The sequence below is a fragment of the Streptomyces kanasensis genome (genome assembly GCF_043077165.1).
GTDB lineage: Bacteria > Actinomycetota > Actinomycetes > Streptomycetales > Streptomycetaceae > Streptomyces > Streptomyces changanensis.
The window spans coordinates 264,435-290,247 of the sequence record NZ_JBIBSF010000011.1 but is presented as its reverse complement, the minus strand read 5'-3'; the positions used below and the strand labels follow the sequence as shown (position 1 = coordinate 290,247).

Annotated in this window: 22 protein-coding genes and 2 pseudogenes; 13 read left to right on the top strand and 11 right to left on the bottom strand. The window is 72.4% G+C overall.

The genetic code is table 11. From position 1 onward, the window contains the following. The first annotated feature begins 13 nt into the window (after positions 1 to 13). From ACF053_RS26210 to ACF053_RS26200, 3 genes are all read left to right on the top strand, one after another. The gene (locus ACF053_RS26210) at positions 14 to 97 is read left to right on the top strand and encodes a hypothetical protein (protein ID WP_391956238.1); all 84 of its coding nucleotides are present in this window, start codon (positions 14 to 16) and stop codon (positions 95 to 97) included. A gap of 1,832 nt (positions 98 to 1,929) precedes the next feature. Then, positions 1,930 to 2,454 carry a GNAT family N-acetyltransferase gene (locus ACF053_RS26205; protein WP_391956221.1) on the top strand — a complete coding sequence of 175 codons (525 nt, stop codon included), beginning with the start codon at positions 1,930 to 1,932 and terminating at the stop codon, positions 2,452 to 2,454. A gap of 2,377 nt (positions 2,455 to 4,831) precedes the next feature. Next, positions 4,832 to 5,410 carry a snapalysin family zinc-dependent metalloprotease gene (locus tag ACF053_RS26200; RefSeq protein WP_391956220.1) on the top strand — a complete coding sequence of 193 codons (579 nt, stop codon included), beginning with the start codon at positions 4,832 to 4,834 and terminating at the stop codon, positions 5,408 to 5,410. A 737-nt stretch (positions 5,411 to 6,147) separates the two neighbouring features. On the opposite strand, the gene ACF053_RS30270 is transcribed toward ACF053_RS26200, so the two are convergent. Next, a complete protein-coding gene (locus ACF053_RS30270; RefSeq protein ID WP_449336543.1) occupies positions 6,148 to 6,555 on the bottom strand; it encodes a DUF6207 family protein in 408 nt (135 codons plus the stop codon). 139 nt (positions 6,556 to 6,694) lie between these two features. After that, positions 6,695 to 7,738, bottom strand: coding sequence for a GlxA family transcriptional regulator (locus ACF053_RS26185; RefSeq protein ID WP_391956219.1), 1,044 nt, complete (start codon positions 7,736 to 7,738; stop codon positions 6,695 to 6,697). A gap of 136 nt (positions 7,739 to 7,874) precedes the next feature. Here ACF053_RS26185 and ACF053_RS26180 point away from each other — a divergent pair, with 136 nt between their 5' ends. Then, a complete protein-coding gene (locus tag ACF053_RS26180; protein WP_391956218.1) occupies positions 7,875 to 8,801 on the top strand; it encodes an NADP-dependent oxidoreductase in 927 nt (308 codons plus the stop codon). Between the two features lie 831 nt (positions 8,802 to 9,632). Here ACF053_RS26180 and ACF053_RS26175 read toward each other — a convergent pair. Both ACF053_RS26175 and ACF053_RS26170 read right to left on the bottom strand, forming a co-directional pair. Next, complete coding sequence (locus tag ACF053_RS26175; RefSeq protein ID WP_391956217.1) at positions 9,633 to 10,298, bottom strand: hypothetical protein; 666 nt, start codon at positions 10,296 to 10,298, stop codon at positions 9,633 to 9,635. Positions 10,299 to 10,438: 140 nt separating this feature from the next. After that, a complete protein-coding gene (locus tag ACF053_RS26170; RefSeq protein WP_391956216.1) occupies positions 10,439 to 10,828 on the bottom strand; it encodes a Dabb family protein in 390 nt (129 codons plus the stop codon). A 79-nt stretch (positions 10,829 to 10,907) separates the two neighbouring features. On the opposite strand from ACF053_RS26170, the gene ACF053_RS26165 reads away from it, so the two are divergent. Further along, a complete protein-coding gene (locus ACF053_RS26165; protein WP_391956215.1) occupies positions 10,908 to 11,534 on the top strand; it encodes a TetR/AcrR family transcriptional regulator in 627 nt (208 codons plus the stop codon). A 189-nt stretch (positions 11,535 to 11,723) separates the two neighbouring features. On the opposite strand, the gene ACF053_RS26160 is transcribed toward ACF053_RS26165, so the two are convergent. Beyond that, complete coding sequence (locus ACF053_RS26160) at positions 11,724 to 11,993, bottom strand: glycosyltransferase (RefSeq protein ID WP_391956214.1); 270 nt, start codon at positions 11,991 to 11,993, stop codon at positions 11,724 to 11,726. 1,144 nt (positions 11,994 to 13,137) lie between these two features. On the opposite strand from ACF053_RS26160, the gene ACF053_RS26155 reads away from it, so the two are divergent. Next, positions 13,138 to 13,416, top strand: a complete 279-nt coding sequence (locus ACF053_RS26155; RefSeq protein WP_391956213.1) for a hypothetical protein — start codon at positions 13,138 to 13,140, stop codon at positions 13,414 to 13,416. A 219-nt stretch (positions 13,417 to 13,635) separates the two neighbouring features. On the opposite strand, the gene ACF053_RS26150 is transcribed toward ACF053_RS26155, so the two are convergent. The 5 genes from ACF053_RS26150 to ACF053_RS26130 all read right to left on the bottom strand — a co-directional run bounded on the left by ACF053_RS26150 (position 13,636) and on the right by ACF053_RS26130 (position 18,552). Next, a complete protein-coding gene (locus ACF053_RS26150) occupies positions 13,636 to 15,330 on the bottom strand; it encodes an ABC transporter ATP-binding protein (protein WP_391956236.1) in 1,695 nt (564 codons plus the stop codon). 213 nt (positions 15,331 to 15,543) lie between these two features. Next, positions 15,544 to 15,960, bottom strand: a complete 417-nt coding sequence (locus ACF053_RS26145) for a lasso peptide biosynthesis B2 protein (RefSeq protein ID WP_345491812.1) — start codon at positions 15,958 to 15,960, stop codon at positions 15,544 to 15,546. A 210-nt stretch (positions 15,961 to 16,170) separates the two neighbouring features. Next, positions 16,171 to 16,428: a lasso peptide biosynthesis PqqD family chaperone gene (locus ACF053_RS26140; RefSeq protein WP_391956212.1), complete on the bottom strand. Its 258-nt coding sequence runs from the start codon at positions 16,426 to 16,428 to the stop codon at positions 16,171 to 16,173. After that, complete coding sequence (locus tag ACF053_RS26135; RefSeq protein ID WP_391956211.1) at positions 16,425 to 18,296, bottom strand: asparagine synthase-related protein; 1,872 nt, start codon at positions 18,294 to 18,296, stop codon at positions 16,425 to 16,427. The genes ACF053_RS26140 and ACF053_RS26135 overlap by 4 nt, the downstream gene beginning before the upstream one ends. A gap of 148 nt (positions 18,297 to 18,444) precedes the next feature. Then, positions 18,445 to 18,552, bottom strand: coding sequence for a keywimysin-related RiPP (locus ACF053_RS26130; protein WP_165995458.1), 108 nt, complete (start codon positions 18,550 to 18,552; stop codon positions 18,445 to 18,447). Positions 18,553 to 18,891: 339 nt separating this feature from the next. Here ACF053_RS26130 and ACF053_RS26125 point away from each other — a divergent pair, with 339 nt between their 5' ends. Beyond that, a complete protein-coding gene (locus ACF053_RS26125) occupies positions 18,892 to 20,631 on the top strand; it encodes a tetratricopeptide repeat protein (protein ID WP_391956210.1) in 1,740 nt (579 codons plus the stop codon). 236 nt (positions 20,632 to 20,867) lie between these two features. Continuing rightward, positions 20,868 to 21,239 (top strand): hypothetical protein, encoded by a 372-nt coding sequence (locus ACF053_RS26120; RefSeq protein WP_391956209.1) that lies wholly within the window; start codon positions 20,868 to 20,870, stop codon positions 21,237 to 21,239. 483 nt (positions 21,240 to 21,722) lie between these two features. Here ACF053_RS26120 and ACF053_RS26115 read toward each other — a convergent pair. Continuing rightward, positions 21,723 to 22,061 (bottom strand): annotated as a pseudogene (locus tag ACF053_RS26115) (transposase); the annotation flags it as partial. A gap of 838 nt (positions 22,062 to 22,899) precedes the next feature. On the opposite strand from ACF053_RS26115, the gene ACF053_RS26110 reads away from it, so the two are divergent. The 5 genes and pseudogenes from ACF053_RS26110 (at position 22,900) to ACF053_RS26090 (ending at position 25,710) form a co-directional block, all read left to right on the top strand. Next, entirely contained in the window at positions 22,900 to 23,298 is a 399-nt protein-coding gene (locus tag ACF053_RS26110; protein ID WP_391956208.1) for a DUF4440 domain-containing protein, read from the top strand. Between the two features lie 250 nt (positions 23,299 to 23,548). Next, on the top strand, positions 23,549 to 23,737 hold the full coding sequence (locus ACF053_RS26105) for a hypothetical protein (RefSeq protein ID WP_391956207.1): 189 nt from the start codon (positions 23,549 to 23,551) through the stop codon (positions 23,735 to 23,737). A 320-nt stretch (positions 23,738 to 24,057) separates the two neighbouring features. Beyond that, positions 24,058 to 24,333, top strand: coding sequence for a hypothetical protein (locus ACF053_RS26100; protein WP_391956206.1), 276 nt, complete (start codon positions 24,058 to 24,060; stop codon positions 24,331 to 24,333). 128 nt (positions 24,334 to 24,461) lie between these two features. Continuing rightward, positions 24,462 to 24,967: pseudogene (locus ACF053_RS26095) on the top strand (DUF4328 domain-containing protein). Positions 24,968 to 25,344: 377 nt separating this feature from the next. Then, entirely contained in the window at positions 25,345 to 25,710 is a 366-nt protein-coding gene (locus tag ACF053_RS26090) for an asparagine synthase-related protein (RefSeq protein ID WP_391956205.1), read from the top strand. The last annotated feature ends 103 nt before the right edge of the window (positions 25,711 to 25,813 follow it).

Genomic DNA, 25,813 nt, shown 5'->3' with positions numbered 1-25,813 from the left:
GCTCGGAGCATGGATCAGCAACCAGCGCTCGCGGGCCGCGACACTGACACCCGAGCGGATCGAGCAGCTGTCCGCGGTCGGCATGCGGTGGGCGTAGCTGGATCGGTTGCCGTCACCACGGACGCCTGCGGTTACGGCGCTGCGGTGGGCCTCCGGAGCGGCAGGACGATGGCGGTCGGCACACGAGGCCGCGCGACGGGAGCCACACACGCCCACCAACAGAGCGGCGGCGGTGCGGCTGGGGAGCGGCGGCAGGGGGCACCGGCCTGGAGGCGCCGCCCGGCGGCAGTCCGGCAGCGCACGGCCGGGGCTCGGCGACAGAACGACGGCCGAGGCCCGGCGGCAAAACGGCGGCACGCCTCGGAGGAAGGTCGGACAGCGGGCCCCCTCGGGCTCGGCCGTACAACGGCACCGGTGCCGGACGACGTCGGAAGCCAGCGCCGCCGCGGGGCAACCGGAACGGCGGCGGTACGGCCGGGACCGGGCGCGGTGGCAGTGCGGTGGCGGTGAACGACCGGCCCGACAACGGAGCTGGCACTCCCCGGGCCGCAGGGTTGCGGCCCGGGGAACGGCAACGAGCGGCGCCGGGCGCGGTAGCCCGGGCGGCGGGCGTCATAGCCGGTCGGACAGCGGTCAGCATGGTGGTACGGCGGGCTGGCGGCGGGGGCATGGTGACGCGCGGCGGCGGGGCGGCCGGGAAGCCAGGCGGCTGCCCGACGGCACCCAGCCGGGGGGGCGGAACGGCGGCGCGGTCTGGGCGCGCCGCGAGGACGTCCGGGCCGGGCTCGAGGCGGTCGACGATTCCGGCGGGCGGCGGGGCGACCCGGCGGCGGGACGGCCGGTGGCTGGGCGACCCGGCGGGCGGGCAGCGGCGGCGCGCCTGGCAGGACGGCGCAACATCGGGGAACGGCAGAGCGGATGGACAGCGGCCCCGGCGGGCAACCGCGGCGGCAAGGCCCCACGGCAGGAAGCCGCCGGGGAACCGGGCGGCGGCACGAGCAGCGGACGAGCGCGCGCAACCAGAGAGCGGCGGCGGAACGGCGACCCGGCGGGCCCCGCGGCCACCGCAGCGGCACAGCGGTCGGCCGGCCGGGCGTAGCAGAGTCGGGATGCCTAAGCGGCGGGAGACCGGACGGCGAGTGGGAGACCGACAGCGGCCGGTGCGCGACGGGGGCTATCCGGCGGCGCGACCGGGAAGCGGGGCGGCGGCCGGGCGGGCTACCGCGGCGGTGAGGCACCCCCGCGGCAGGAGACCGCCCGGAAGCCGGACTGCGGCCGGCGGCCGGCGGCCGGCGGCCCGACAGTGGTGGCGGACGATGGCGGGACGGCGACAGCACGGCGGCAGCACGGCGCGGTGGCGCCGGAACGGCTCGGGGCACGGCCGGCGCGGGACCGGAGCTCAGCGGAAAACGGAACGTCACGGCCGCCCGGCGGCGGCAGCCCGGTGGCAGCGGACACGCGCGGCGAGACCGGCGTACGGACGGCGGCGCGGTAACGGCGGCACAGCCGGGGAACGGCAACTGGACGGACAGCGACGAGACAGCGGACCCGGCGCGGCCAGACCCACAGGCGGCGCGCGGCCGGGAAGCAGCCACGACGCGACGGGACAGCGGGACCCGGAGGGCGGCGCGCGGCCGGGGAGACGGCTGTGGGACGGCGGGCAGCGGGCAGCGGGCAGCGGGCAGCGGGCAGCGGGCAGCGGGCAGCGGGCAGCGGGCTCAGTCTGCCCCCTGCCAGCGGCGGCGGGAGATCGGACGGCGGCACAGCGGGTGCGGTGCCTGGGGCACCGACGGCAAACGACCGCGGCCGGACTCACACGCGCCGCGAGCGCCGCCCGACGGCGGCGTGGCGGTGGCTGGGCGTCGGTCACACAGCGGCGGCTTGGGGCAACGAAGCGGGATATTGGGCCGCCGCCCTGATGGTGCGGGAGTGGTGGAAGCGACCGTCGTGCCGATGAACCTGCGCCAGGATGAAGCCGTGGATGACATCGCTTACCGCCCTGCCAAGCCCCATGAACTAGCCGCTGTCGCTGCGTTGCGGTGGCGGTGGGTGCAGGAGCTCTACGGAACACCCGACACCACGCTGGACGAGTTCGTTCCCCGGTTCATGGCATGGGCCCAGGAGACCGAGTCCTCGCATCGGTGCATGGTGATGGTCCGCGACGACGTTGTGATCGGCATGGCGTGGCTGGCGATCACACAGCGCGTACCGCATCCGCGCGCGTTCGAGCGGATCTCGGGGGACCTGCAGTGCACGTACGTCGTGCCCGAGGAGCGTGACCGAGGCATGGGAGGCGAACTGATCAAGGCGGTTCTGGCCTGGGCAAGGGATCTCGGTCTTGAACGGGTGACCGTTCACTCCAGCGACCGGGCGGTTTCGGCGTACTCCCGTCATGGCTTCGAGGTCTCTCCGCGTCTGCTCCAGGTCGAGGTCGGGCGGGGCCGCGCGGGGTGAGTCCTCTGACCAGTGCGCCCAGAGGCATGGACCGGCGGCCACAGGCGCGGCCCGGCCGCAGGACAGCGCCAATTTCGATGGTGGGCTGGCGGCGGCACAGCGGACGCGCGGCGTCCGACCGAAGATCGGCGGCGGGACAGCAGCCGTAGAGGACAGCGGCGGCACGGCGGTGACCGCGCGGGTGGAACGGTCCGCTGGCGGCGGCGCAGCGGTGTAATTGCTGCCGCAGAGCCAAGGCACAAATGCTGGCACGGGCACGCCAGCGGCGCGCTGCCGACAGGGGCGGGGCACGGCGGCGACCCAGGCCGAGGAGCGGCTTGCCGGGCGCCCCGCAAGCCGGCGGAGGCACGGCGGCGGGCCAACAACAGCAGAGGACGGCGGGAGGCCGAGGTGCGGCGGGGGTAGACGGTGGGGGTGTGGCGATGGAACGGCGACCGTCCGGCCGGGGCCGTGAACCGCGCAACCGAGAACCGGGGCCACCGCGCAGCGCAGCCGCAGCACCACCTCGACTCCTAAGAAAGGCCACGCACCGCCACGCCGCGGCGGCACAGGCAGGGTCGAACAATCACACTGCCTCACTGATGCGGCCGACGGCGGGGTACGGCGACAGGACGGCGACGCCGCAGCGACGGGACAACGACGGCACAGCGGCGGCGGCACAGCGCGGCGGCGACCGGGAGCACTGCCACACAGCAGCACCGCCAGAACCCCCAGCACGGCGACGGCACAGCGGCGGCGGCACAGCGGCGCGCGACCGGGAAGCATAGCGTCACGGCGGCCGGGCAGCGCCGGGAGGGCGACGGACACGGAATGGCGGCCACGCAACAGCACGGCCGGACGGCAGCACAACGGCGCCGCAGCGGCACGGGCACAGCGGCGGCGGCATGGCCGGACAGCCAGGGACGGCGGCGCGAAAGTGGCACGGGTGAAACGGCAGGACGGGCGAAGCGGCAAGACGGGCGGCAGGAGGACGCTCTACAACGGCGGCAGAACGGCGGCCCGACGGGAGCGCCCAGCGCGGACGGGGCCAGCACAGCAGGACACCGTGGCAGCACAGTGGCAGGCGGCGGTCTGCTTCAGATGCCGGTGCAGCACCGCCACGTTCCCGCCCGCCTGCTCTCCACACGGCCCTCGGTCCGCGCCGCCTCCAGCCACCGCCACACCGTGCGCACATGCACCCCGCCGACCTGGGCGCCCGCACGCACATGCGCCGTGGTCAACGCCCCAGCCGCCTCGCGCTCCAGCAACCGTCCCACCAGCACCGTCCGGGACACCCTCAGCCCCGCCGTAACCTCACCCCACGCGCCCGACTCCCACCCCACACCCACACCCTTCCGCCCGCGGAAAACCGACACCGACCACCGTGCCGCCGCGCAGTCCTCGGAAGGATCAGAAGTGCCGTTCTCAAGGCAGTGGAGCGGAGTGGGGTGTACCGGCCTGTGACAGCCGTACCGCTACAGACACCACCCCACAGCAGTGACCGCGCCCTTCCTCAACACCCGATCAGCGAAAAACACCCTGGTCTGACAAGCCGTCACTGACACCCACCCACTGACACCAAACCGGCACATCGCAGCTGGCGCCCGTGATGCGCAGGGCTTGATAGGAACAGCGAAACCCATGACAGCCGACAACCAGACCTGCTAACCGCCCCACAACAGCCGCTTGGTCACCCCATGACAGCGACCACAACCCCGCCCCACACCCACTACCAGGACATCAACACCGCGATCCCGCTGACGCCCACCCACTGCCACCCCACCACCCACTCACACAAGCGCACGGCCGGGAAAGCGCCGGGACGGTGGGCAGCGACACACAGCGACCGGACAGCGACCGGACAGCAGGGCGCCGGCCCGGCAGGCAACCGCGGGTGGCGAGGCACCCTGCGGCAGGAAGCCGGATTGCGGACGGCGGCCGGACGGCGACAGCACGGCGCGGTGGCGCCGGAACGGCTCGGGGCACAGCCGGCGCGGGACCGGAGCTCAGCGTCTCAGCGTCTCAGCGGAAAACGGAACGTCACGGCCGCCGACGGCGGCAGCCCGGTGGCGGCGGACACGCGCGGCGAGACCGGCGGACGAGCGGCGGCGCGGTGACGGCGGCACGGCCGGGTTGCGCAGACGAGCGGGCCGGTGCCTCATCGCGGCCCGTTCTTCCAGGGGTTGGCGCTCGGGCTCCTGCGGCTCTGCTGACGGGATTCTGACGAGAATTCATCATGTCAGGTACATGACTTGCATGGATGGATGGGCATACCATCACAACGCCCCGGAGGGGCGGTCGACGGTGCGTCCGGCCCTCACCGGACCACCCGTGCCGCTCCTTCGCGCACCACCCGGCCCCGCCGGGGCCGGATCCCCCCACAGATGAAGGAGCAGCAATGCCCCTCGGCATTTGGCTCAAGGCAGGCGTTTCCGCCACAGCACTCGTCCTCGCCATGGCGGGTGCCGCGACCGCCGCCACCGCTCCCGCGGGTGAATCATCCACCGCGCAGGCGGCAACGGTGACCCTTCGCTACGACGACAGCCGCGCCGCAGGCTGGGAGGCCGCGATCGCGGCCGGAGTCGCCTCATGGAACGCGAACGTGAGCAACGTCCGTCTGGTGGAAGCAGCACCCGGCACCGCGGCCGAGATCGTGATCGTCGCCACCACGGGCTGGCCACAGGCCACGCTCGGCCCTGTCCGTCCGGGCCGTCAGGTCCGCGTCGAGCTCGGCAGCCAGGCCGTGAACCAGGGCTACAACAAGACTCGGATCGCCGCTCACGAGCTGGGGCACAGCCTCGGCCTGCCGGACACCAAGCCCGGCCCCTGCTCACAGCTGATGTCGGGGTCGAGCGCCGGCACGGCCTGCACCAACGCCACGCCGAACACCACCGAGCGCTCCCGCGTACAGTCCGCCTACGCGAGTGCAACCGCCGCGCTCGCGCCCACCGACCGGATCCTCATCGACGCGCCCTGACCACACGGCCGTCGAACGGACGGGCTCCCGGGGTCTCGGCGAGACCACCGGCCTCCATGCCGTGCCCTACGAGGGTGAGGTCGAGGTCGGCGTCACCAAGGACTCCCCCCTTGGCCGGTGCTAGCAGAGGAAGGCGCTGCGGGCCGGGGAGCTGGAGGAGCGGCGCAAGCTACTGCTGGACGCGCCGGAGGCCGGGATGGTGTGGGAGTCGGGCGAGGAAGCCTGGGAGAACAAGCTCGCCGCGCTGCGGTCCTACCGGCGGGCCATGGGACACCTCCGCCCCGCGTCAGGACGCCGTCTGAAAGGATCCGGCCGACGGCGTGCCTGTACCGGTCGGGCACCACATGGCCAACCTCCGCCGGAAAGGGCGGTCCGGGGAAGGACGCGCAGCGGGCCGCCGTGCGCGCGCAGCATCTGACCGCGATCCATGCGGACGCGCGGCGCGCAACCGGAGAACGGCGAGGCAGCAACCCTGGCAACCGGGGCAACGGCGGCGGCACAGCGGTGACCGGCCGGCTGCAGCAGAGTCAGGACGCCACAGCGGCGAGAGACCGGACGGCGAGATGGCGACCGACACGCAGCCGGGCAGCAGCAGCCACCCGGCCGCCCGCGCGACCGGGAGCGCGGGACAACCGCGCACGGCGACCCGGCAGCGGGCCCCTGAGAGAGCACCACACCACCCCCGCGGCGCAGCGCGGCGCGACGAGGCGCCCGGCACGGGGGAATCCGGGGATCGGTCACTCGGCAGCGCGCGGCCGGTAAGCGGACGGCCAGGAAGCCAGCGACAGCGCCGGACGGTGGCGGTGCCCGGCCCGCCCGCACCGCATCCGCGCGGACGTCGACGTCCAGGATGTGCCGCTGTTCGGCGAAAGCGGCGCCCTGTCATGAGTCAGGGCGCGGGCCGTGGTCGGCTCCATGGTCGGGCCGACCACGGCGGTCGCGGTGAGCTGCCGGCGCAGGTCCAGGTAGCAGCGCAGCCGTACGCCGGGCTGACCGGCATCCCGCGTCGTCTGCTCCGCTGTGGCCGTCGCCCACCGGTCGGCGAGCAGCTGCTGGCAGGCCAGGGCGGTGGCTTCGTCGGCGGCCGCGACGTCGACGACGACCAGGCCCGGCTCGCTCACGTGCGTCTCGTGGATCGGGTCCATGTACGGCACTACGCCCGGTCACGCCGGGAGAGTTCCGCCGCTGCCGTGTCTTCACCCGACCGAGTGGCAGGCCGTCAGCGGATGATCGGGCGGATCCCGGCCGGCGCGCGGAGCGGGTGTGTGCGGCGCTGATGTGTCCTCAGCCGCCCGCTTCCACCAGGTCGTCGGTATGGAAGGTGCGGCGGTAGGAGGCGGGTGAGACACCGAAGGCGGTGCGCATGTGGGCGCGCAGGGAGTTGGCGGAGCCGAAGCCACAGCGGTGGGCGACCAGGTCGATGGACAGGTCGGTGGTCTCCAGCAACTGCTTGGCCAATTCCAGGCGTTGCGCGGTGAGCCACTGCACGGGGGTCATGCCGACCTCGTCGCGGAAGCGGCGGGTGAAGGAGCGCAGGCTCATCCGGGCGTGTTCGGCCAGGCGGTTCAGGGAGAGGGGTTCGCCGAGGTGTTCCAGGGCCCAGGCGCGGGTGGCGGTGGTGGTGGCGACGGTGGGTTCGGGCACCGGGCGGTCGATGTACTGGGCCTGGCCGCCGTCCCGCCAGGGCGGGACGACGCACATGCGGGCGGCGCGGTTGGCGGCGGCGGCGCCGTGGTCGCGGCGGATCATGTGCAGGCACAGGTCGACGCCGGCGGCGACGCCCGCGGAGGTCAGGACGTCGCCGTCGTCGACGAAGAGGACCTCCTCGTCGACCTTGACGCGGGGGTAGGCGCGGCGGAACTCGGGGGCGAGGTTCCAGTGGGTGGTGGCGGGCCGGCCGTCGAGGAGGCCCGCGGCGGCCAGGACGTAGGAGCCGGTGCAGATGGACACCAGGCGGGTGCCGGGCCGGATGCCGGCGATGGCCGCGGTGACCTCGGGCGGCAGCGGGCCGCCGCGGCCCAGCTCGGGCATGGCGTGCGTGGGCGGGACGATCACGGTGTCCGCGGCGGCCAGGGCCTCGGGACCGGCCGCGGGCTGCACGGTGAACCCGGCGTCGCTGAGGACCGGGGCGCCGTCGGCGGTGCAGACGGTGACCTCGTACAGCGGGCGTGAGTCGGCGTCCAGGACGCTGCCGAAGACGCGGGAGGGGATGCCGAGTTCGAAGGGCGGGACGCCGGGCAGGGCGAGGACGGCGATGCGGTGCCGCCCGGCCGCGTCGGCGCTCGGGTCGGGGCGGGGGTCGGTGCACGGCCACTGCATCTCGCTCATGGCCAGATCCTGTCACATAGTGGCCAGACGGCCAACACCATGGTGGGGGCGGGTGCCGGATCGTGGACTGCGTCGCGCCGGGAAGGGCCCGGGCGGCCGGTATCCGATCAAGACGGAAAAGAGTGAGGCGGACAGCATGCGTGCGGTGGTCGTGGAGCAGTGGGGCGGACCGGAGGTGCTCGTGGAGCGTGAGGTCGCCCGGCCCGAGCCGGGACTGAACGAGGTCCTGGTGCGGGTCCACGCGGCCGGTGTGAACCCGGTGGACTTCAAGACCCGGGCCAGCGGGGCCCTGATCGAGTGGGGCGAGGTCCCGGCGGTCGGCTGGGACGTCTCCGGCACCGTGGAGGCCGTCGGACCGGGCGTGGGGATGTTCCGCCCCGGGGACGAGGTGTACGGCATGCCGCTGTTCCCGCGGCAGGCCGGCGCCTACGCCGAGTACATCGTCGCCCCGGCCCGCCACCTCGCGCCCAAGCCGGCGAACCTCACCCACGTGCAGGCGGCGGCGCTGCCGCTGGCCGCGCTGACCGCCTGGCAGGCCCTGGTGGACACCGCCGGGGTACGCGCCGGTGAGCGGGTGCCGGTGCACGCGGCGGCCGGCGGGGTCGGCCACCTGGCCGTGCAGATCGCCAAGGCCCGCGGCGCGTACGTCATCGGCACGGCCAGCGCCGGCAAGCACGACCTGCTGCGGCAGCTGGGCGCGGACGAGGCTATCGACTACCGCACGGTCCGCTTCGAGGACGCCGTCGGGGACGTGGAGGTGGTGCTGGACGGGCTCGGCGGCCAGAACGCCGAGCGGTCCCTGACGGTGCTGCGCCCGGGCGGCCGGCTGATCACCCTGCCCGGCCCCGGCGACGTCCCCGCCGACGTCCCCGGCCACGTGCGGGCGGTGTGGATGCTGGTCGAGCCCGACCACCTGGGTCTGCGCGAGATCGCCGCTCTGGCCGAGCGGGGCGCGCTCACGCCCGTGGTCGAGACCGTCGTCCCGCTGGCCGAGGCCGCGAAGGCACACGAGATCGGCGAGCAGGGCCGCACCACCGGGAAGATCGTCCTGAGCGTCGCCTGACACCGGCCGCCCCGGCCGGGTCGGCTGCGGGCAGGTGGAGCGGGACTGGAGCCCCGGGACCGACCGGCCCCGGGGCTCCGGGCGCGGCCGAACGGGACGGGGCGACCTGCGGGCACGGCCGGACAGGACGGAACTGCGGCTCGGGACTTCGTAGGGGCCGGGGCTGCAGCTCGGGGCTTCGTAGGGGGCGGGGCTGCGGCTCGCGGGGGTGCTTCGGTGACGGCCGGGGCGGCGGCTCGCACGGGGGCGGAGGCAGGGACGGCTGGACCCGGCAGCGGCAATGCCGCGGCACAGCGACCGGCATGCAGACGGCGAGCGGACGTGGTGGCGCGCGGCAGGGTGCGAGTGGTGGCGGGCGGCGGGTCGGCCGGCGCCGGGGAGCGGCACGGCGACCGACAGCGGCCCGGCGGCCCGGCGGGCAACCGCGGCAGGAGGCCGCCCGGAGCCGGACCGCGGCCGGAGCGCGGTAACGACGATCGTTGGGGACGCGGCGGCGGATTGCGGCGGCAGGGCGGACACGGCGGGAAGCGGCCCAGCGGTGTGCCCGGCCAGCGCAGGGGGCGGACAAGCCGAGGGGTAGGGACCGGCAGCCACAGGCGCGGCCCGACCGGCGCCGGCACCGCACATCCCCGCGCCCCCCCGAAACAGGTGCGAGCCGGTCAGCCCGCTGGCGCCGGCGACCTTGCCGTTGACGCCCATGACCGGGCCGCTGCTGGTCCGGCAGGCCGGCTGGTTGCCGTTACTGATCGGACCAGTCTTCGACCGCGGGTGGCGCCAGCGCCAATGGGCTGAAGACCGCGACCAGGGCCAGCAGCGCGGTCGACCGACGTCTCACAACGCCTCCCGGATGGCCGTCCATTCCGCGCGGTTGAACATGACGTCGCCCGGCGCCGCCATCGGCGGCTTGCCCTCGATCTGGGCGTCGCGCTGGGCGCGCTCCGTGGCGGTCGTCGTCAGCTTCCGGTCGCCGCCCTGCCACTGGGCACCGGCCAGGACGCGTGTGAAAGAGCCGCTCTCCTTCTCGTTCTCGCCGTTCTTCTGCACCACACGGCCCAGCAGCCACGCGCTGACCTCGTCCCCCGACTTCTTGATGATCTTGTAGCCGACGATGTGGCTGCGCACGTAGGCGCCGGACGGCAGCGGCTGCCCGGCGCGCACCCCCATCTGCCGGGCGAGCATCTTGTCCGTGTCCGTCGCTTGACGCTCGACCGCCTCGGTACCTTCGGCCGACTGGTCGTCCGTACTGAAGTACGAGTGGTAGATGCGCAGCTGCTCGTCGACGGACGACTTCCCGCCCTCGACGGTCATGGTGTTGGCGGCTGCCATCATCGCCACGGCGCCCTCGGCGGTGTGCGGGTATCCGACCTGGCTGCCGCGCTGCCCCCGCGGCAGCGCCGCCCACCGCTCCGGCTCGTCCCAGTCGCTCGGCGCCGTGTAGGACGGCGTCGGGCTCCCGGAAGCGGCCGCGCTCGCGCCCGCGCCGCCTTTGACGGGCACCTCGCTGCAACCGTCCAGCCAACGGTTCAGCCACCCCTCGGTGCAACCCCCTCCCTGCCCTGCGCCGGGCGCGGCAGCCGCGGGTCACGCGGGATGCGGTCAGACGCCACCACACGAGGGACTCGAGCCGGTGGGCTCTTTCAGACCGCCAGCAGTGGGCCGAGTTCGGCGGCCCACTCCGGATAGAGCGCGACCTTCTCCTCATGCAAGGCAAGGATGTCCCGGGCCAGGGTGGGCGTCATGTCGTCGGACAGGTCCGGGCCGATGGCGATCCTGGCCAGGTAGGGCGTGATCTGCGGGTCCCCGGCCAGGTGAACGGGGTCGTGCATGTAGCGTCGCAGGGCCGGCAGGTCGGGGATGCCCACGCAGTAGGCGTGGGTGAAGCCGTCGGAATCACCGAGGCATTGACCCACCGTCGAGAACGACACCGACTCGACAGAAGCCGTACGCCGCATCACCGCGAGTACGTACTCGCGCTCCTCCTCGGTCGCAGTCGCCTTGAACGTGAAGCGCAGCATGTGGACGATCATGCCTTTCCCACCCCTCCCGTGTAGTGAACCAGCGGGTTCAGAAATCCGTTCTCGTTAGTTCAGTCACTACACTGGACCCATGGGTTCAGAAGTGTCAACCGGGGGCGGGGGTCCCGCCCGTGGACGGATCGAGCGGCGGCAGGCGATCCTGGACGGCGCGTTCGCGGTATTTGCGCGACACGGCTACGCCCAGGCGTGCGTGAAGGAGATCGCCCAGGAGGCGGGCGTCGCAAAGCCGACCGTCTACAGTCACCTGAACGACAAAGAGACCCTCTACCGCGAGGCCGTAGAGGCCGCCGCCGACCGAGTCGGCGCGCAGAGCCTCGCCGTCGTCGAGCAGCTGCGCGAAGCGGCCCCGGACAGCGACCCACGCGCGTCACTCACGACCGTGGCCCACGGCCTGCTGAAGGCGCTTTGCACCGAAGAGGCTCGCGCTGTGCGGCAGTTGGCCTCTGCCCAGGCGGCTCAATTCCCCGACCTGGCGGCGAGCGTACGCCAGCGCACAGCCCTGCAGGTACGTTCCGCCCTCGCTGACCGCCTGGCCCGCCTGGCTCTCGCCGGCCGCCTGCGCGCGTGTGACCCGGAGCTCGCCGCCGAGCACTTCCTCTCGCTCCTCACCGGCCCGTTGGAGTACCGCCCTGACGCCGCCCCGGACACTGGCGCAGACTCTGCGGTGGACGTCTTCCTGCGCGCGTATGGAAAGTGACCGTACCGCGGCAACCTGCCGGGTACCGGAAGGTCGTCGCCCAGGCGCTTGAAGAGGAGGTCTCCAAGTCCCGGGCCCGGGTGTGACAGCGGTTTTCACCCGGCAGCGGCCACGGGCTGGTGCCTGAGCCGGTCGGACGTCCCAGAGCGCGGGAATCGTGGCGTCGCTTTGTGACTTCCTGCTGTGGCTTCACCGCGTCTCGGCCACGCCGGTCGTGAGGCCCGCGAGTACCAGGTTGGCCCGGTGGCGCCAGGTGTGGCGGTGGAGGAACTGCTTGCGGACCGCATCGGCGAGCGAGCGTCCGAAGACCGCGTCGGTGACAAGGTGCGCCACGGCGTCGGCCCAGGCGATCGGATCGTCGGGCGGGCGCAAGAGGCAGTTGACCCCGTCCTGGAGGATTTCGCGCAGATCAGGCAGATCGGAGGCGATGATGGCCCGCCCGGGCGGGGTGGACGTCATAGCCGACCGGACAGCCGTCAGCACCGTGCGGCGGGCTGGCGGTGGGGGCATGGTGACGCGCGGCGGCGGGGCGGCCGGGAAGTCGGCGACTGCCCGACGGCACCCAGCGGAGTGCGGAACAGCGGCGCGGCCGGGGCGCGCCGCGAGGACGTCCGGGCCGGGCTTGAGGTGGTCGACGATTCCGGCGGCCGGCGGGGAGGGTGACCCACAAGTCCAACAACACAAGTGGACCGCTACCACGACGGCCGGGCACGGCGATGCCGCGGCCCACCGGGCGGGGAACGGGCGTGGTGGCGCGCCGCAAGACGCCGCGGAGCGGCGGCGGGTGACGGGGCGCGCCGTCGGGAACGGCACAGCGACCGGACCCCGGCCGGCAGCCCGCCGGGCAACCGCGGCAAGAAACCGCCCGGAAACCGGACCGCGGCCGGACCGCGGCCGGACCGCGGCCGCGGCGATGGTTGGGGACGCGGCGGCGGACAGCGAGCAGCAGGACGGACACGGCGGGAAGCGGCCCAGCGGTGCACCCGGCCAGCGCAGGGGCGGACGGACCGAGAAGCAGCAACCGCGCTGGCCACAAGCGCGGCCCGGCAGAACAGCGGCAAGCACAGTGGGCACGGCAGGCTGGCGGCGGCACAGCGGACACACGGCACGCCACTTCATGGGAGCCGGCATGCACCCGACACGCGGACATGGCGGCACGGGACGGGGCGACACTCGGCAGGGCGACGAGGAGCAACGGCGGGCGGCGGGCGGACCGGCCCAACGACGGGGAGTGACACAGCGACCGCACAGCCGGCGGCGTCCCGACGACGCAACAGCAGGGCGGCGGGGCAGCGGCCACGCGGCAGCACCTGGCCGAGGCAGAAACCCGGCACGGCTCGAAGCGGCGGCCGGCCGGCGGCGCACGAGCGGCCACAGGCTGGACTCTGGCCGGGCCAGCAGCGAGAGTCAGGAGCCGGCCGGGGACCGAAGGCCCCGGGCTCCGGCCGAAGAGAGGGGGGACAACCCTGCAGCGACGGGGCGACCGCGCCCGGCGGCGGATGCACGGCGCCCGGGGCAAGAGCCGGTGCGGCGTCGCAGTGTTCTCCCTCACAGGCAGGGACGACACTGTGACGAGAGGCAGACGGGCACCGTCTGGGAGGGCATGAACGAGCTGACTGACGCAGACATCGCCCGCGCCGTGCGCGGCATCGCCGCCATGGAAGCCTCACGCGACGTGCTGGCCGCCCGGGTGACCGTACTGCGCACCGCCACGACCGCCGAGGACCTCGCCGAACGCGACCGCTGCGGCAACGCCATGGCCGACGCCGACGCCCGGATCCTGCTGGAATCCATCGAGGTACTCGACCGACTCGGTATGACGGCCGCGGCCATGGCCTGCTCCCACGTCGCCCAGGAAGAAGGCATCCTCCCACCCCACTGATCCCACCCGGGGCACAGTGGCGGTGGCCGGCGCGGACCCGCCTCGGGTCAGGCCCTTTCGCGTTCGGCACTCCTGCGCCGAACACGGCGACGTGCGGGCCCTCTCGCCGGGCTGTGGCGACAGTCCTTCGAGAAGGCGCGTTCCGGCGGACGACCGCGCGCGGCGCGGGACGGTCCCGCCGCGGCCCGCCCGCCGGGGGCGACCTGCCGCACCGGACCGTCAAGCGAGGTGTTGCGCGGCTGCCAGGCGACGGTAGAGGACGTCGGTCGCGAGCAACTGCGCGTGGGTGCCGGCGGCCCGTACCCGCCCGGATTCCAGCAGCAGGATCTGGTCGGCCGTGGTCACCGTGGACAGCCGGTGGGCGATCACCAGAATCGTGGTGGTGCGGCTGATGTCCGCGAGGGTCTCGTGCAGCGCGGCCTCGTTGGCTGCGTCGAGCTGGGAGGTGGCCTCGTCCAGCAGCAGAAGCCCCGGGCGGCGCAGGAGGGCGCGGGCGATGGCCACTCTCTGCCGTTCGCCACCGGACAGCGTGCTGCCGCGGTGGCCGATGGGTGTGTCGAGTCCGTCGGGCAGGCGCGCCACGAGGGAGTCCAGGCGGGTGCGGCGCAGGACGTCGCGCACCTGCGCCGCATCGGCATCGGGAGCGCTGAGGAGGAGGTTGTCCCGCAGGGTGCCGGACAGGATCGGTGAGTCCTGTTCGACGTACCCGATGAGGGCGCGTAGTCGGGACAGCGGGAGCCGCGCGATGTCCTCGCCGTCGAGGAGGATGCGGCCACGGTCCGGTTGGTAGAAGCGTTCGAGTAGGGAGAAGACGGTGGTCTTGCCCGCTCCGGACGGGCCGACCAGGGCCGTGGTGGTCTTCGGTGGCACGGTGAACGTCACGTCCTCGTGCACGGGCGGGGCCTGGGGGCCGTAGGAGAAGCGCACACCCTGGAAGACGACGCCGACCGGCCGGTGGGGCTCCGGCGTGGTGGCCGGGGCCTGAGGCGGACCGGCCGGCTCGGTGTCCATGGAGTGGACCTCGCCGATACGCGCGGCGGCGGCCGATCCCGCCTGCAACAGACCGACTGCCTCGACCAGTTGTCCCACGCGGGGGGCGAGGGCGAAGACGTAGAGGAGGAAGGCGACGAGGGTCGACACGGTGATGGCCCCGGTCGCCACGCGCGCTCCGCCGACGCCCAGTACGACGAGGAAGGACAGTTGTACGGCGACGGTGGAGGTGGTGGCCGACAGGGCCTGCCACCGGGCGGCCCGGGTGCCGGCTCGACGGGCGTCCTCGGCCGCCTGGTGCAGGCCGGCCGTCTCCCGGCCCTCGGCACCGGACGCCTTGATGGTGCGCAAGGCGCCCAGGGTGCGTTCGAGCAGGGAGCCCATGCGGCCGACCGCCTCCTGGGCCTGGCGGGCGGCCCGGGCGATGTGGGGGACGGCTGCGGCGACGGTCCCGCCGATCAGCGCGATGGTGACCAGTGTGATGGTCAGGAGCACCGGATCCAGCAGCGCCATGAGGGCCAGCGTCGCCACCATGACCAGCAGGCCGCTGCCCGCTGAGGCGATCGAGCGGGTGGCGACCTGGCGCAGCACCGTGGTGTCGGACGTCACCCGGGAGATCAGCTCACCCGGCTCGGTGCGGTTGAGCTCGGGCAGACGCAGGCGCAGGAGGCGCTCCGACAGGCGCCGGCGCGCCGTGCAGGCGACCGACTCGGCGGTGCGCTCCAGCACGTACTGGCCCAGTGCGGCGGTAGCGGCGCCGGCGACGACCAGGGCACTGAGCAGGACCAGCGCGCCGACCGCGGGGCGCCCGCGGTCCAGGGCGTCCACCATCTGCTTGGCCACCAGCGGCTGGGCGAGCGCCAGCAGGCTTCCCGCCAGGGACAGCGCGCTGCCCAGGAGGATGCCGGGGCGGTGCGGCCGCAGGTGGGCGAGGACGAGCCAGGGGCGCGTCCGCTCGTCGCGTACGGCTGTCCCGGGGCGTGCGCCGGCTGCCGCTGGGGAGTCGCTCGGGCCGTGCTTCGGTGGTACGGGGGGCTCCTCCCCGGCGGGTGGCGGCTGTGTGCGGCGGTCCGTCGGCCCGGGCGCGGGCGGTCGGAGGGGAGGCTCCGCGAAGTACGGGGAGGAGGCCACCTGTGTTCAGTCCACCGTGAAGAACCGCTGGAAGTAGTCGGCCGGGGCTCCTTCGCCGACGAGGACCCCCTCGGCCTCCACCCAGGCGTGCGCGGCGAACGGCGGCTGGGTGCGCACGCCGACGCACCAGGTCGGCCACTGACCGCGCAGGCGGCACAGCAGTACGGTGGCCAGCGACCGGGCGAGGCAGCCCTGTTGCCCTCCGGCGGCCAGGCTGACGGCCAGGACGGTCTCGCGGGCACGGGCGGCCTCGGCGAGCGTCGCCGGCCGGGCGCCCTTGCGCAGCCGCCGCAGTACGTCGCGGATACCGGCCGGGGACCGGCGTGCGAGGACGTGGGCGCAGACGACGACCAGCCGGGTCACCAGCCGCCGGCCGAGCGGAACCGACCGGGGGTCGTACGGGACGACTTGCGAGGTGGACACTGCTCTACCCTTCGGACTCGACGGCGAATGCGGGCCGGACGCGATACCCGACACGAGCCGGGATCGGGCCTGACACGGTGACGAACGCGGGCGGACGCCAAGCCGGACACGGTGACGAACGCGGGCGGACGCCAAGCCGGGCGGCTCCCGCGAGGACGCCGGGCGGCGGTGACGGACGGCGACGAGGCGCGTGCCGGGACGTGCCAGGACTCACCCCGTCAGCAGCCGGGCGTCGCGCAACTCCTGCAGAATGCGGGCGATGTCCTCCTCGACCTGCTCGGCGCTCACGTCGTACTGGTCGGTGAGCGCGGTCACCGCCTGGTGGGTGGTGGTGCCGTCGAGCAGGGCGCGCACGATGACAGCGGCGGTGGGGTTCAGGGTGTAGTACTCGCCGCTGCTCTGGTCGAGCAGGGCCATCCCGTACTCGGTGTCGGCCGTCACCACGCCGGGGCGCAGGGTCATCGTCATGCGGGGTTGCCTCCTGTGTCGGTTCGGGGCCGGCCCCTTCGGCCGGCGGAGTTCTCCCGGGAACGCAGCCAGACCTCGCAGCCGACGGTGGCGTGGAGCAGCGCGCTCTCCAGGTCGGCGGCGAGTGGCCGGCGGCACCATGCGCGGACGGCCTCCACGTCGATGAGTCCCAGGCCGTGCAGACGGGCGTCGTCCCACAGGGCGAGCAAGGAGGAGCGGTGCCTGCGCAGCCCGGTTTCCTCCTCGAAGGCCGCGTGGGCCTTGGTGGTCCGCCGGCGGCTGGCGTCAGGCACGACGCCCCGCATGGCCTCCTCGATCAGCGGCTTGTACCGCCAGGGGGTCACCCGCTCCTGGGGGCGTACCGCGAGCGCAGCCTCGACGAGCAGGTCGTCGTAGTAGGGGGACGCGAAGGTGATGCCCAGGGGCTCGGACATCTGCTGCACGTGCCTGGCGAAGCGGGCGAGGGTGCGCATCGTGGCCAGCTCGCGGTGCACGCCGTGTCCACTGCCGAGCGGTTCCGCCTCCGCGGCCTGCGTACGGATGAGGTCCCGCACGGCCTCGACGGCTTGGCCGGTGGCCCAGGGCGGCAGCCGTGGCGGGGTGCCCCACTCGAAGAGGGGTACGGACATGGGCGGTTGGGGCAGCGTGACGTCGCGGGCCACCTGGTCCAGCCAGGCCCCGTACGAACGGCCGTCGAGCAACTGACGCAATGCCGTCCGGCGGGACCACCGGTGCCTCGTGACGAAGCCGCGGGTATGCCGCCAGCCCGTACGAGGATGCCGCCGCAGCAGGCCGTGGACATGGGCGCTGGCGCCGCTGAAGAGTTCGTCCCCGCCCATCCCGCTCAAGTGCAGCGAGGAGCCGCGCTCCGCGGCCCGCTCGATGATGTACATGCGCCGGTGGCGGTTGACGGAATACAGCGACGGGGTGTCGAGCGTGTCGTGGAGTTCGTGCACGCCGTCGAAGGTCAGGGGGACGGCGGTCGCGGGCACCACGTGGTGCTCCAGCGCGTCGAGCGCCTCCGCCGTGCGCTGCGCGTAGGTGACGTCGTCACCGAGGACGTCGTGAACGGCGGCCGTGTAGGCGACGATCTTCACTCCTTGGCGGGCCGCGGTGCAGACCACCGCGGTGGAGTCGACCCCGCCCAGGTCGGCGGTGACCGGCCCGTCGCCCGCGACGCGTACGGCGACCGCGTCGGCCAGCCTGTCGCGGACCAGCCGGGCGCCCTCGGCCAGCGACAGCTCCGCCGGCGGCGGCGACCAGTGCCGACTCGTACGGGCGTGCCCGTCGCGGTCGAGCGTCAGGCGGTGGTCGCCGGGCACCACGTCGACGCCGCGCCACACCGTCTGCGCCGTCAGGGGGTGCAGGATCCCGGGGCTGAGCAGGTGGACGGCCAGTCGGCCCTCGTCCGGCTCCGCGTCGACCAGGTCGGCCAGGACGTCGGCGCGGTCGGCCACGACGCACGCGCCGTCCGCGCCGCGGGCCGACGCCACGAAGAGGCTGCGCACGCCGGTGACAGTGCCGAGGGCCAGGGCCTCGCCGTCGAAGCTGGCGAGCAGATGGTGACTGCCGGGCCAGGTCCGGGCGAGCCGCTCGGCCGCCGCGGGGGATCCGGCGCCGGCGGCGCGCGCCGCCTCCCGCTCGGTCACCGCGTGCTGCCCCAGCACACACAACCGGGTCCGCCCGCAGACCGCCGTCGTCACGCTGTCCTCCGGCCAGCACCCCAACAGCCAGGGCCGGCCCGAGGCATGCCTGATCTCCCGTACCGCACGCGAGCGAACCGGTGCGGCCAGGGCCGCGACGGCGTCGGTGTCCGGAAGGACCAGGAACCAACTCGCCCCCGTGGGTAATGACGTACCGGTCGCCATGCACAGGCCTCTCTTGGTCGATGCGGTTTCAGCAGCGGTACGGGGGACGAGTGTGGGCGGCGCGGTACGCCGCCCACACTCCGGACCCGACGTGCCCCAGGACGTGCCGTCGGTGCTCAGGTCACCCGGGGCCGATGGGCGGGCCGGATCACAGCAGGCTGTGGCCGCCCAGCAGGTCGGGGCTGCCCTGGCCGGCCAGTCCGGTGACCTTCTGGAAGTCGCCGACCTTGGTGAGAGTGGGACGCTCGTAGGCCATCGTCATACCCTTTCGTTGTGGGATGAACAGGGCTGGTGCTGTTTTCGTACGTGAGCCTGCGGCACGACCCGATCGAGCGGTGCGCCGCCGACGCCGTGCACAAAGCTAGGTGCGCGCATTTCCTCCGGCAACAGCGCACACAGGCCATCCGGCAAGGCGCTTCCGCTGCATTTCGTGCGTGCTTCACCTGCGTATTGCATGAGTGTCCCCAGCAGTCGGTCATAGTCCGGCGAAGTGCGGGTATGAGCGATGCCGCTTTCGGTGGGCGCGCTTTTTCGAGACACGTGCGACGGGCCACGGCGGCGCAGTGTCGGGCCGTCCCTGTGGGCCTGACGTGCGGTGACGGACCGTTGGATCGTTCTGGACGACGTCGATCCGGCCACCCCGTGCCCCGCCGTCCTGGAATGCGTACTTGCCTGGGTCCGGCTCGCCGAAATCGGCCACACGGTCCCGTCGAGCCGAGTGGGACGTTGCCGAGGCGATCGCCACGCGGTCGACTACGCCGGAACCCGCCCCCGCCTGCTGCGCCGCCTGATCACCCACCTGCACCGCTCCCGCCACCGCGTACGGCTGCTGCTGCTCGCCCGCTCCGACGGCGAATGGCGCACCGATCCGCTCAGCGCCACCCCCGCCGTGCGCAGATTGCTCGCCGCGGCGCCCGTCATCGGGCTCGACCCGCTCATCCCCCGCAGCCGGTCCTCCACAGACCGCCGTACCGCCTTCACCCGCGCGGCCTGCGACCTCGCCCGCCTGCTGCCCCTCGTCTCCAGCGTCCCCGCGCACGACTGGGCAGCCCTGGCTACGGCCCTCCAGCCTCCAGAGGACCTGAGCCATCCTCGCTACGACAACACCCTCACCCTGCAACTGACCGCCCTGGTCACCCTCCTGCAGCACGGCCCCAGACCCGCCGACACACCCCCCGGCGCCCCGGCCGAGAAAATCTTGTTGGAGCACGAAGGACGATTCTGGGAGGACAGCGCCGAAGCCCCCGCCTTCAAACTGAACCTGCCCACCACCGCGCTGGCCGCCACGGTGGCCATCGCCGCTCTGTGCGGAGCCACCACCGCCGACGCGGCCACCCACGTCCTCGGGGCGCTCCCCGACCTGCCCGCCGGCAAAGCGCCCCGCACGGCGGCATGGCTGGCGAGCCTGTACCCGGCCGGTCCCGACCGCTACTGCGGCTCTCTTCAACCCGACCGAATCGCCGAATACCACGCCTCGCAAACCCTCACCCACGACCGCATCCAGCTGCCTGCCCTGCTCGCCGCAGCCACACCCGGACAGCAAGCACAGCTCGTCACCGTCCTGGCCCGCGCCGCCATCGCCCACTACAACGCCGGCCGTACCACCGATAGCGGACATGTTCTGCACACCCTGGACACAGCCCTGGACACCGCGGTCCTCGCCTACCGAGCCATCCGGTCCGCCACCACCGCGCTTCCCTACCCCTCCCGCATCCTCGCCTCCCTCGCCCTGCGGCTGACCGGCGCCTTCGTCCAGGCCAATCAGCAACTGGCACAGGACAACCCGGCCGCCTACGAGCCCGACCTCGCCGCCTCACTATCCAACCTCGGTAACCAGCTGGCGGCGGCAGGCAAGCGCGGGGAGGCCCTGACCGCCACCGGGGAGGCGGTGGAGATCTACCGCCGGCTCGCGGCCGACAACCCGGCCGTCTACGCACCGGACCTCGCCCGCTCGCTGTCCAACCTCGGCAACCAACTGGCGGCCGCAGGAAAGCGGGGGCAGACCCTGACCGCCACCGAGGAGGCGGTGGAGATCTACCGCCGGCTCGCGGCCGACAACCCGGCCGTCTACGAACCGGACCTCGCCCGCTCGCTGTCCATCCTTGCCATCCCTCTTGCAGAGGGAGGTGATCTTCCCGGGGCTCTACGCCTAACTGGGGAGGCTGTGGATCTCTACCGCAGCCACATTGGAACGATGCCCTCCGTCCTTCCGCAAGTGCACGCCCCGCTGGGCCTGCAGGCGGATCTGCTTGAGGCACTCGGGCGTCAAGAGGAAGCGGAGCAAGTACGCCGCTGGATCAGGAACAATCCACTTACGCCCGATTCCCACAATTGACCGGTCGCCAGAATCCAGGGCAGAGGAGACCGTCGCCGGCCAGCTCGAGGACATCGACGCCGCGGGGGCAACCTCGGCGCGCGAAGTAGCCGGACGGCCGCCAGACGGCGACCGTCCGGCGGCCTGCAGGCACGAGCGGCCAGACCAGCCCCTTCCGTTCCGCCCGGGCGCAGCCAAGAGGGCAAATGATCACCCTGGGACCGGTAGCTTCGAGTCGCAGACGAAAGGAGCACTCCGTGGCGCCCACACCCCAGCACGACACCTCGGACGAACTGATCCCCCGACCCGAACGGTCTGCGGGTGCCCTGCGCGCGGCCCTGGCCAAGGTCGCACCGGCCCGGTTGGAGGAGATGCAACGCACGATGGACGCGGCCTTTTCCCAGGCCATCGATGAGAAGTCGCTCACCCCGATCCAGGCATGGCTGCTGGCCTGGTCACGTGACATCGAGATCGCCCGGCGCCTGGACCTGCGCGTACGCTATGAGCGCGCACAGGACGTGTTGACCGGGTACGACAAGGGTGAGCACGACGACGAGGAGGCCGTGAACAACGCCCTCGCCGAGATCAGCGCCGTCCTCGACGATGCGCAGCGGGCGGTGTGCGGTTGAGCTGGAAGTGGGAGTACGTCTTCGGTGCCGAGGCGGCAGCCAGGACAGCGCCTGCCGCGTTCCTGCGGGAAGTCGAGAAGACGGCGAACGAGCTCGTACGCATGTGTGAGGTCACCTACCTCCACGCGAGAGACCACCAGGGACTTGTTCACCTTACCCACGATCAAGGCCGCGGCACTGCCGACGCCTGCCCTGAGCAGGCAGTCCCTGGCGGCCTTGGTCATGGGGCGTCCCTGAAGCGCATTGCAGTACTTCGCTCGCTCCTTGCCGCTCTTGCTCTTGTCGAAGTAGCAGTTGGTGACGTTGTGCTCCTGAATGACATCCACCTGCTGTCCCGCGTGAGCGGTCGGGGCGATACTCAGGACGAGCGCCGCCATGACTACGGACGCGGCAATCTTGGTCTTCACACTGTTCCTAAGGGCTGTCCCGTAAATGATCTTCAAGTCGTCCCGGGCATCGTTGGTTGCGGTGTGATCCCCTGGTCTATCCGGCGAGGGCGAGGTTGTGCATCCGGGCGATGCCGAGCATGGCGTGGTGGACGCCGTCACCCTTGAGACGGCAGTCGCGGAGGATCTTCCAGGTCTTCATGCGGGCGAAGACGTGCTCGACGCGGGCCCGGACCTGCTTGTGGGACTTGTTGTGGTCCTCATTCCAGTCCGGCAGTTCGGCCTGGCCGCGCCGCCGCCGGTGCGGGATGACGAGTCCGGTGCCCGGATAGCCGCCGTCGGCGATCGTGACGGTGTTGCCGACGGCGGCTTTGGCGCCGGACTCCTCCCATGCCTTGCAGTCGTTGCGGTCCCCGGGCAGAGGCCGGCCGAAAATCGGCAGCACGACAGGACAGCAACCGGACAACGCCGCGGGGCGGGGTACAACCGCGACGGACCGACGGCGGCACCCCTGGGGACGGACGGCAGCAGGGCGGACAGGACGGCACAGGACGGATCGGCACCCGGCACAACGACGAGCAGCAGCGACGGGCGGCAGCCCGCGGCGGCGAGGCACCGGCAGGAGGCCGCCGGGTGGCCGGACGGCGGCCGCGACACCGGCTCGGAACGCCGCGGCAGACCTCGGGCGGCAGGACAGCGGAGAGGCCAAGAGACAGGAGCAGTGACGGCGACAGGGCGGCCCCCGGGTGACGGGCGGCGAACGGCGAAAGCAGGCGGGGGAAGCTGAGCGCGGCGCAGCTGGCCGTGCTGGTGGGCCCGGGTGTGGCGTCGGATTCGGCACACTTGGCGGCCCCGAACGTGATCGTTTGGGGCCGGGGTGTTGTCGGTCACCCTGCGGACGGATCGGGGGCGGGGGAGCCCGGCGCCGGCATCATCGAGCACAGCAGGACGACACCGAGGACCGGTACCACGGGCCGCCGCGGGCGAGCGTGGGTCGGGTCGGGTCGGGTCGGGTCGGGGGGACAGGAGCGGCAAGCCTCCCACCCACCAAACGCCACCTACCTTCACCAGTAAAAGACATCCAGGTACCTCCACAGCCCAGGTCAGCACCAGTGAAAACGCATGACGCACACCCCATGCAGCACATGGCGTGTTTCGGAAGTAGCGTCGTCCGCCCGGAGGGGGGTGGGGGCGTCTTGGTGCGTGCGATCGCGAGGCGGAGGGAGCGGGCGGAACGCCGTTCCCCGGCGGCCAGACGGTGTACGGTCGGCGCCATGTCCAAGACCGAGATAGACAGAGTGACCGCCGAGTTCTTCGGTGCCTTCGACAACCGGGACGGTAAGGTGCCCGAAGTCGGGCGCATTCGTCGGCTGGTCATCCCGGGCGGGGTAATCGTCGCGACCGGCCCGCATTTCGCGGTCTACACCGTGGACGAGTTCATCGAGCCCCGGCAGCGGTTGCTGACGGATGGACGGCTCGCCGAGTTCTCCGAGTGGGAGACCTCCGAGCGGACGGAGATCGCGGGGGACGTCGCGTCGCGGTTCGGTGAGTACCGGAAGGCCGGGATCCTGGACGGCGAACCGTTCGAGGGCAGCGGAACGAAGGCGATCCAGTTCGTCCGCACCCCGGATGGCTGGCGCATCGCGGCGTTTTCCTGGTACGACCAGCCCTGACCTGGGGGTGAGTCGGGGCGGGGGGCCGGGGGCCCTTGACCCGCAGGAGGCAGTCAGGGACGGAATAGCTGCGGCCTCTCCGCGAGAAGCGCAGGCTGCATCGAACCTATGCGGATCCGGGTTCCTTCTCCAGCGTGCCGAACCGCTCCCCGACGAGCGGCGCTTCCGAACCTTGTACACCTACCAGCAAGACAACTCGCCCTTCGAGACGTGTGCGGTATTCGACAACAATCTGGGAACGCGAAAGTACATGAAGTCGAAGCTTTGCCCCAACAAGCTCTCGTCGCCATGCGAGGTAAATGAGGGCGACTTCATCCAATACGCCGGCCCGGTGCGCCTGAAGGACGGATGGTGCTCGCGCGTCACCGCGATCATGAAGTCCACCAAGACCTCCGCCACTGCACTGATCGACCGCACTTTCGTCATCAACTGCAACTGAAAGACCGGATCACCATGCCATCATCGACGATGAGTCGCACAATAGCCGCTGCAGTCATGTCAGTCCTTACCGCTCTTGGCGCTCTCTCCACTGGTTGCGGCGGTGCAGCGCAATCCGACACAGCAGACCCGGCTGCACCGCCACCTGCGGTAACCGCCTCTTCCGCCCCGCCTGCCTCCCTCAAGCCACCGCAGAAGGAACAGGACGAGGTGAGCAAGGAGCGGGCGGAACGAGAAGCCGTGCCGGGTGCCGTGCCGGTGGCACCCGGCACGAGCCGGAGCGCCGCGGATCCCGGGGCCCCCGTAGCACAGCAAGGAGACGTGACCGTATTCTCCCCCGCCACGACCGGCAACGAGCTCACAGTGCCGGTGCACATCACCAACAAAAGCAACAAGCGGTTGTTCTACCAGGTGGAGATACGGGTGACCGGCCCCGGCGGGTTCGATGTCACCCGCTCGATGGAGACCGATACAGTAGGTGTCTATCCCGGCGCTTCGTGGCCGACGGAACTCACGTTCACCGATTCGGAGGGCAAGCCGGTACCGGAAAGCCCCAGAGTCACCATCGTCAAGAGCAGCGCCAAGGTGATCGGCTGACTGCTGCTCCTGTCGGCAGCGCACACGCCGAATCGAGAGCTCTGCGGCGGCCTGAAATGGAAGGCGACGGTTGGACCGTTCACTCCTTGAACGTGTGACCGCAGGGCGATGAACCCTCTCAGCAGGAGCTGGACGGTGCTGACGCGCTGTACCAGGCGGCAGGACAGCTCCAGAGCGTCACGTTTCTTGCCCGCGCGATCGTCTTCATCGTCTGGTTCCACTGGATGCGCCGGGACGCCGGGGTGCTCGGGCCGGACCGGTTCCGCAACGGCCCCGGCTGGGCGATCGGGTCCTGGTTCATCCCGCTGGCGAACCTCAGGATGCCCTATCGGGTCGCCGTCGACATGTGGGGGCCAGCGCGCGGCTGCCGGCCGACGGCGAGCCGTACAAGGTCTCTTTCTGGCCGGTGAACCTGTGGTGGGGCATGTTCGTCACCACGATCCTGTTCAATCGGTACGCCTGGCAGCGCTACCAGGACGCCGAAAGCCTCGGAGAGGTGCGGGACGCCGTGCTTCAGGTGATAGCGGCCGACATCCTGGACATCGCCGCGGCGGCGGCCGCAGTGCACTTCGCGGTCCGGCTGACGGCCATGCAGCGCATGAAGGCGGCCGAAGGGCCGTACCGCTCGGCCTGAGCCGATCCAAGGCGGGCCGGCCCTCGCTGTACGACCTCGGCATGACTCGCACCGCAGACGAGCAGCACCAGTGGATATGGAGCGGGTTCGACGGGTTACGCCGCCGCTGGGAGCCCGCCCCGGCGCTCCGGCCGGTACGCGGCGCCGCCCGAGACCGCCGCGCGGCCACCCGCGGCGCGGTTTCCGCCCCCGGGCCAGAGCGCCTGAACCTCAGGGCGGACGGCGGGCGCTGGACCAAGCGATCACCGGATGGCGCCCACCGCACCGGCACGCTACCGGATCACGCCGCGCTGGTCTCACCGGCGCGCACCCGCCACCGCGACGGCGCGGCGCACGGGCAAGCTGAGTGACCTCTGACAGCGATCGACGTCGCGGAGGTGAGCGCGGACCTGTCCGGCGGACTGGACTCGGCGACCGCCGTTCTGCTCGCGTCCGCTGCCGGCCCGGTCCGCGCCGTGACCTACACCGACGGGCAGACCAGCGGTGAGGACACCGCCTATGCCGTGCGCATCGCCGAGCACGCCGGGATCCGGCACGAGATCGCGGCCGGCGGCGACGCGCATCTGCCCTTCCGTCTCGACGGCGCGCCGGCAACCGACGAGCCGGCCTCCGCCGTCGTGAACTGGCACATGGACCGCGTGGATCCGAAGGTTGTCCGCGAAGAGCTCAAGGGTGGTCGCCACGGAGGCATCGTCCCTGTTGCCCGGGAACGGCAGCACGGCGGGGTGAGGCTGTTCTCATGAGGCCGCCGACCGGGAGATTCGAACATGCATACTGGCCCGTCTGGAGAGGTTCCGGCGGATCGTTGCAGGTCAGACGGAGGCTGTCGGTGCTGGTTGTGGACTC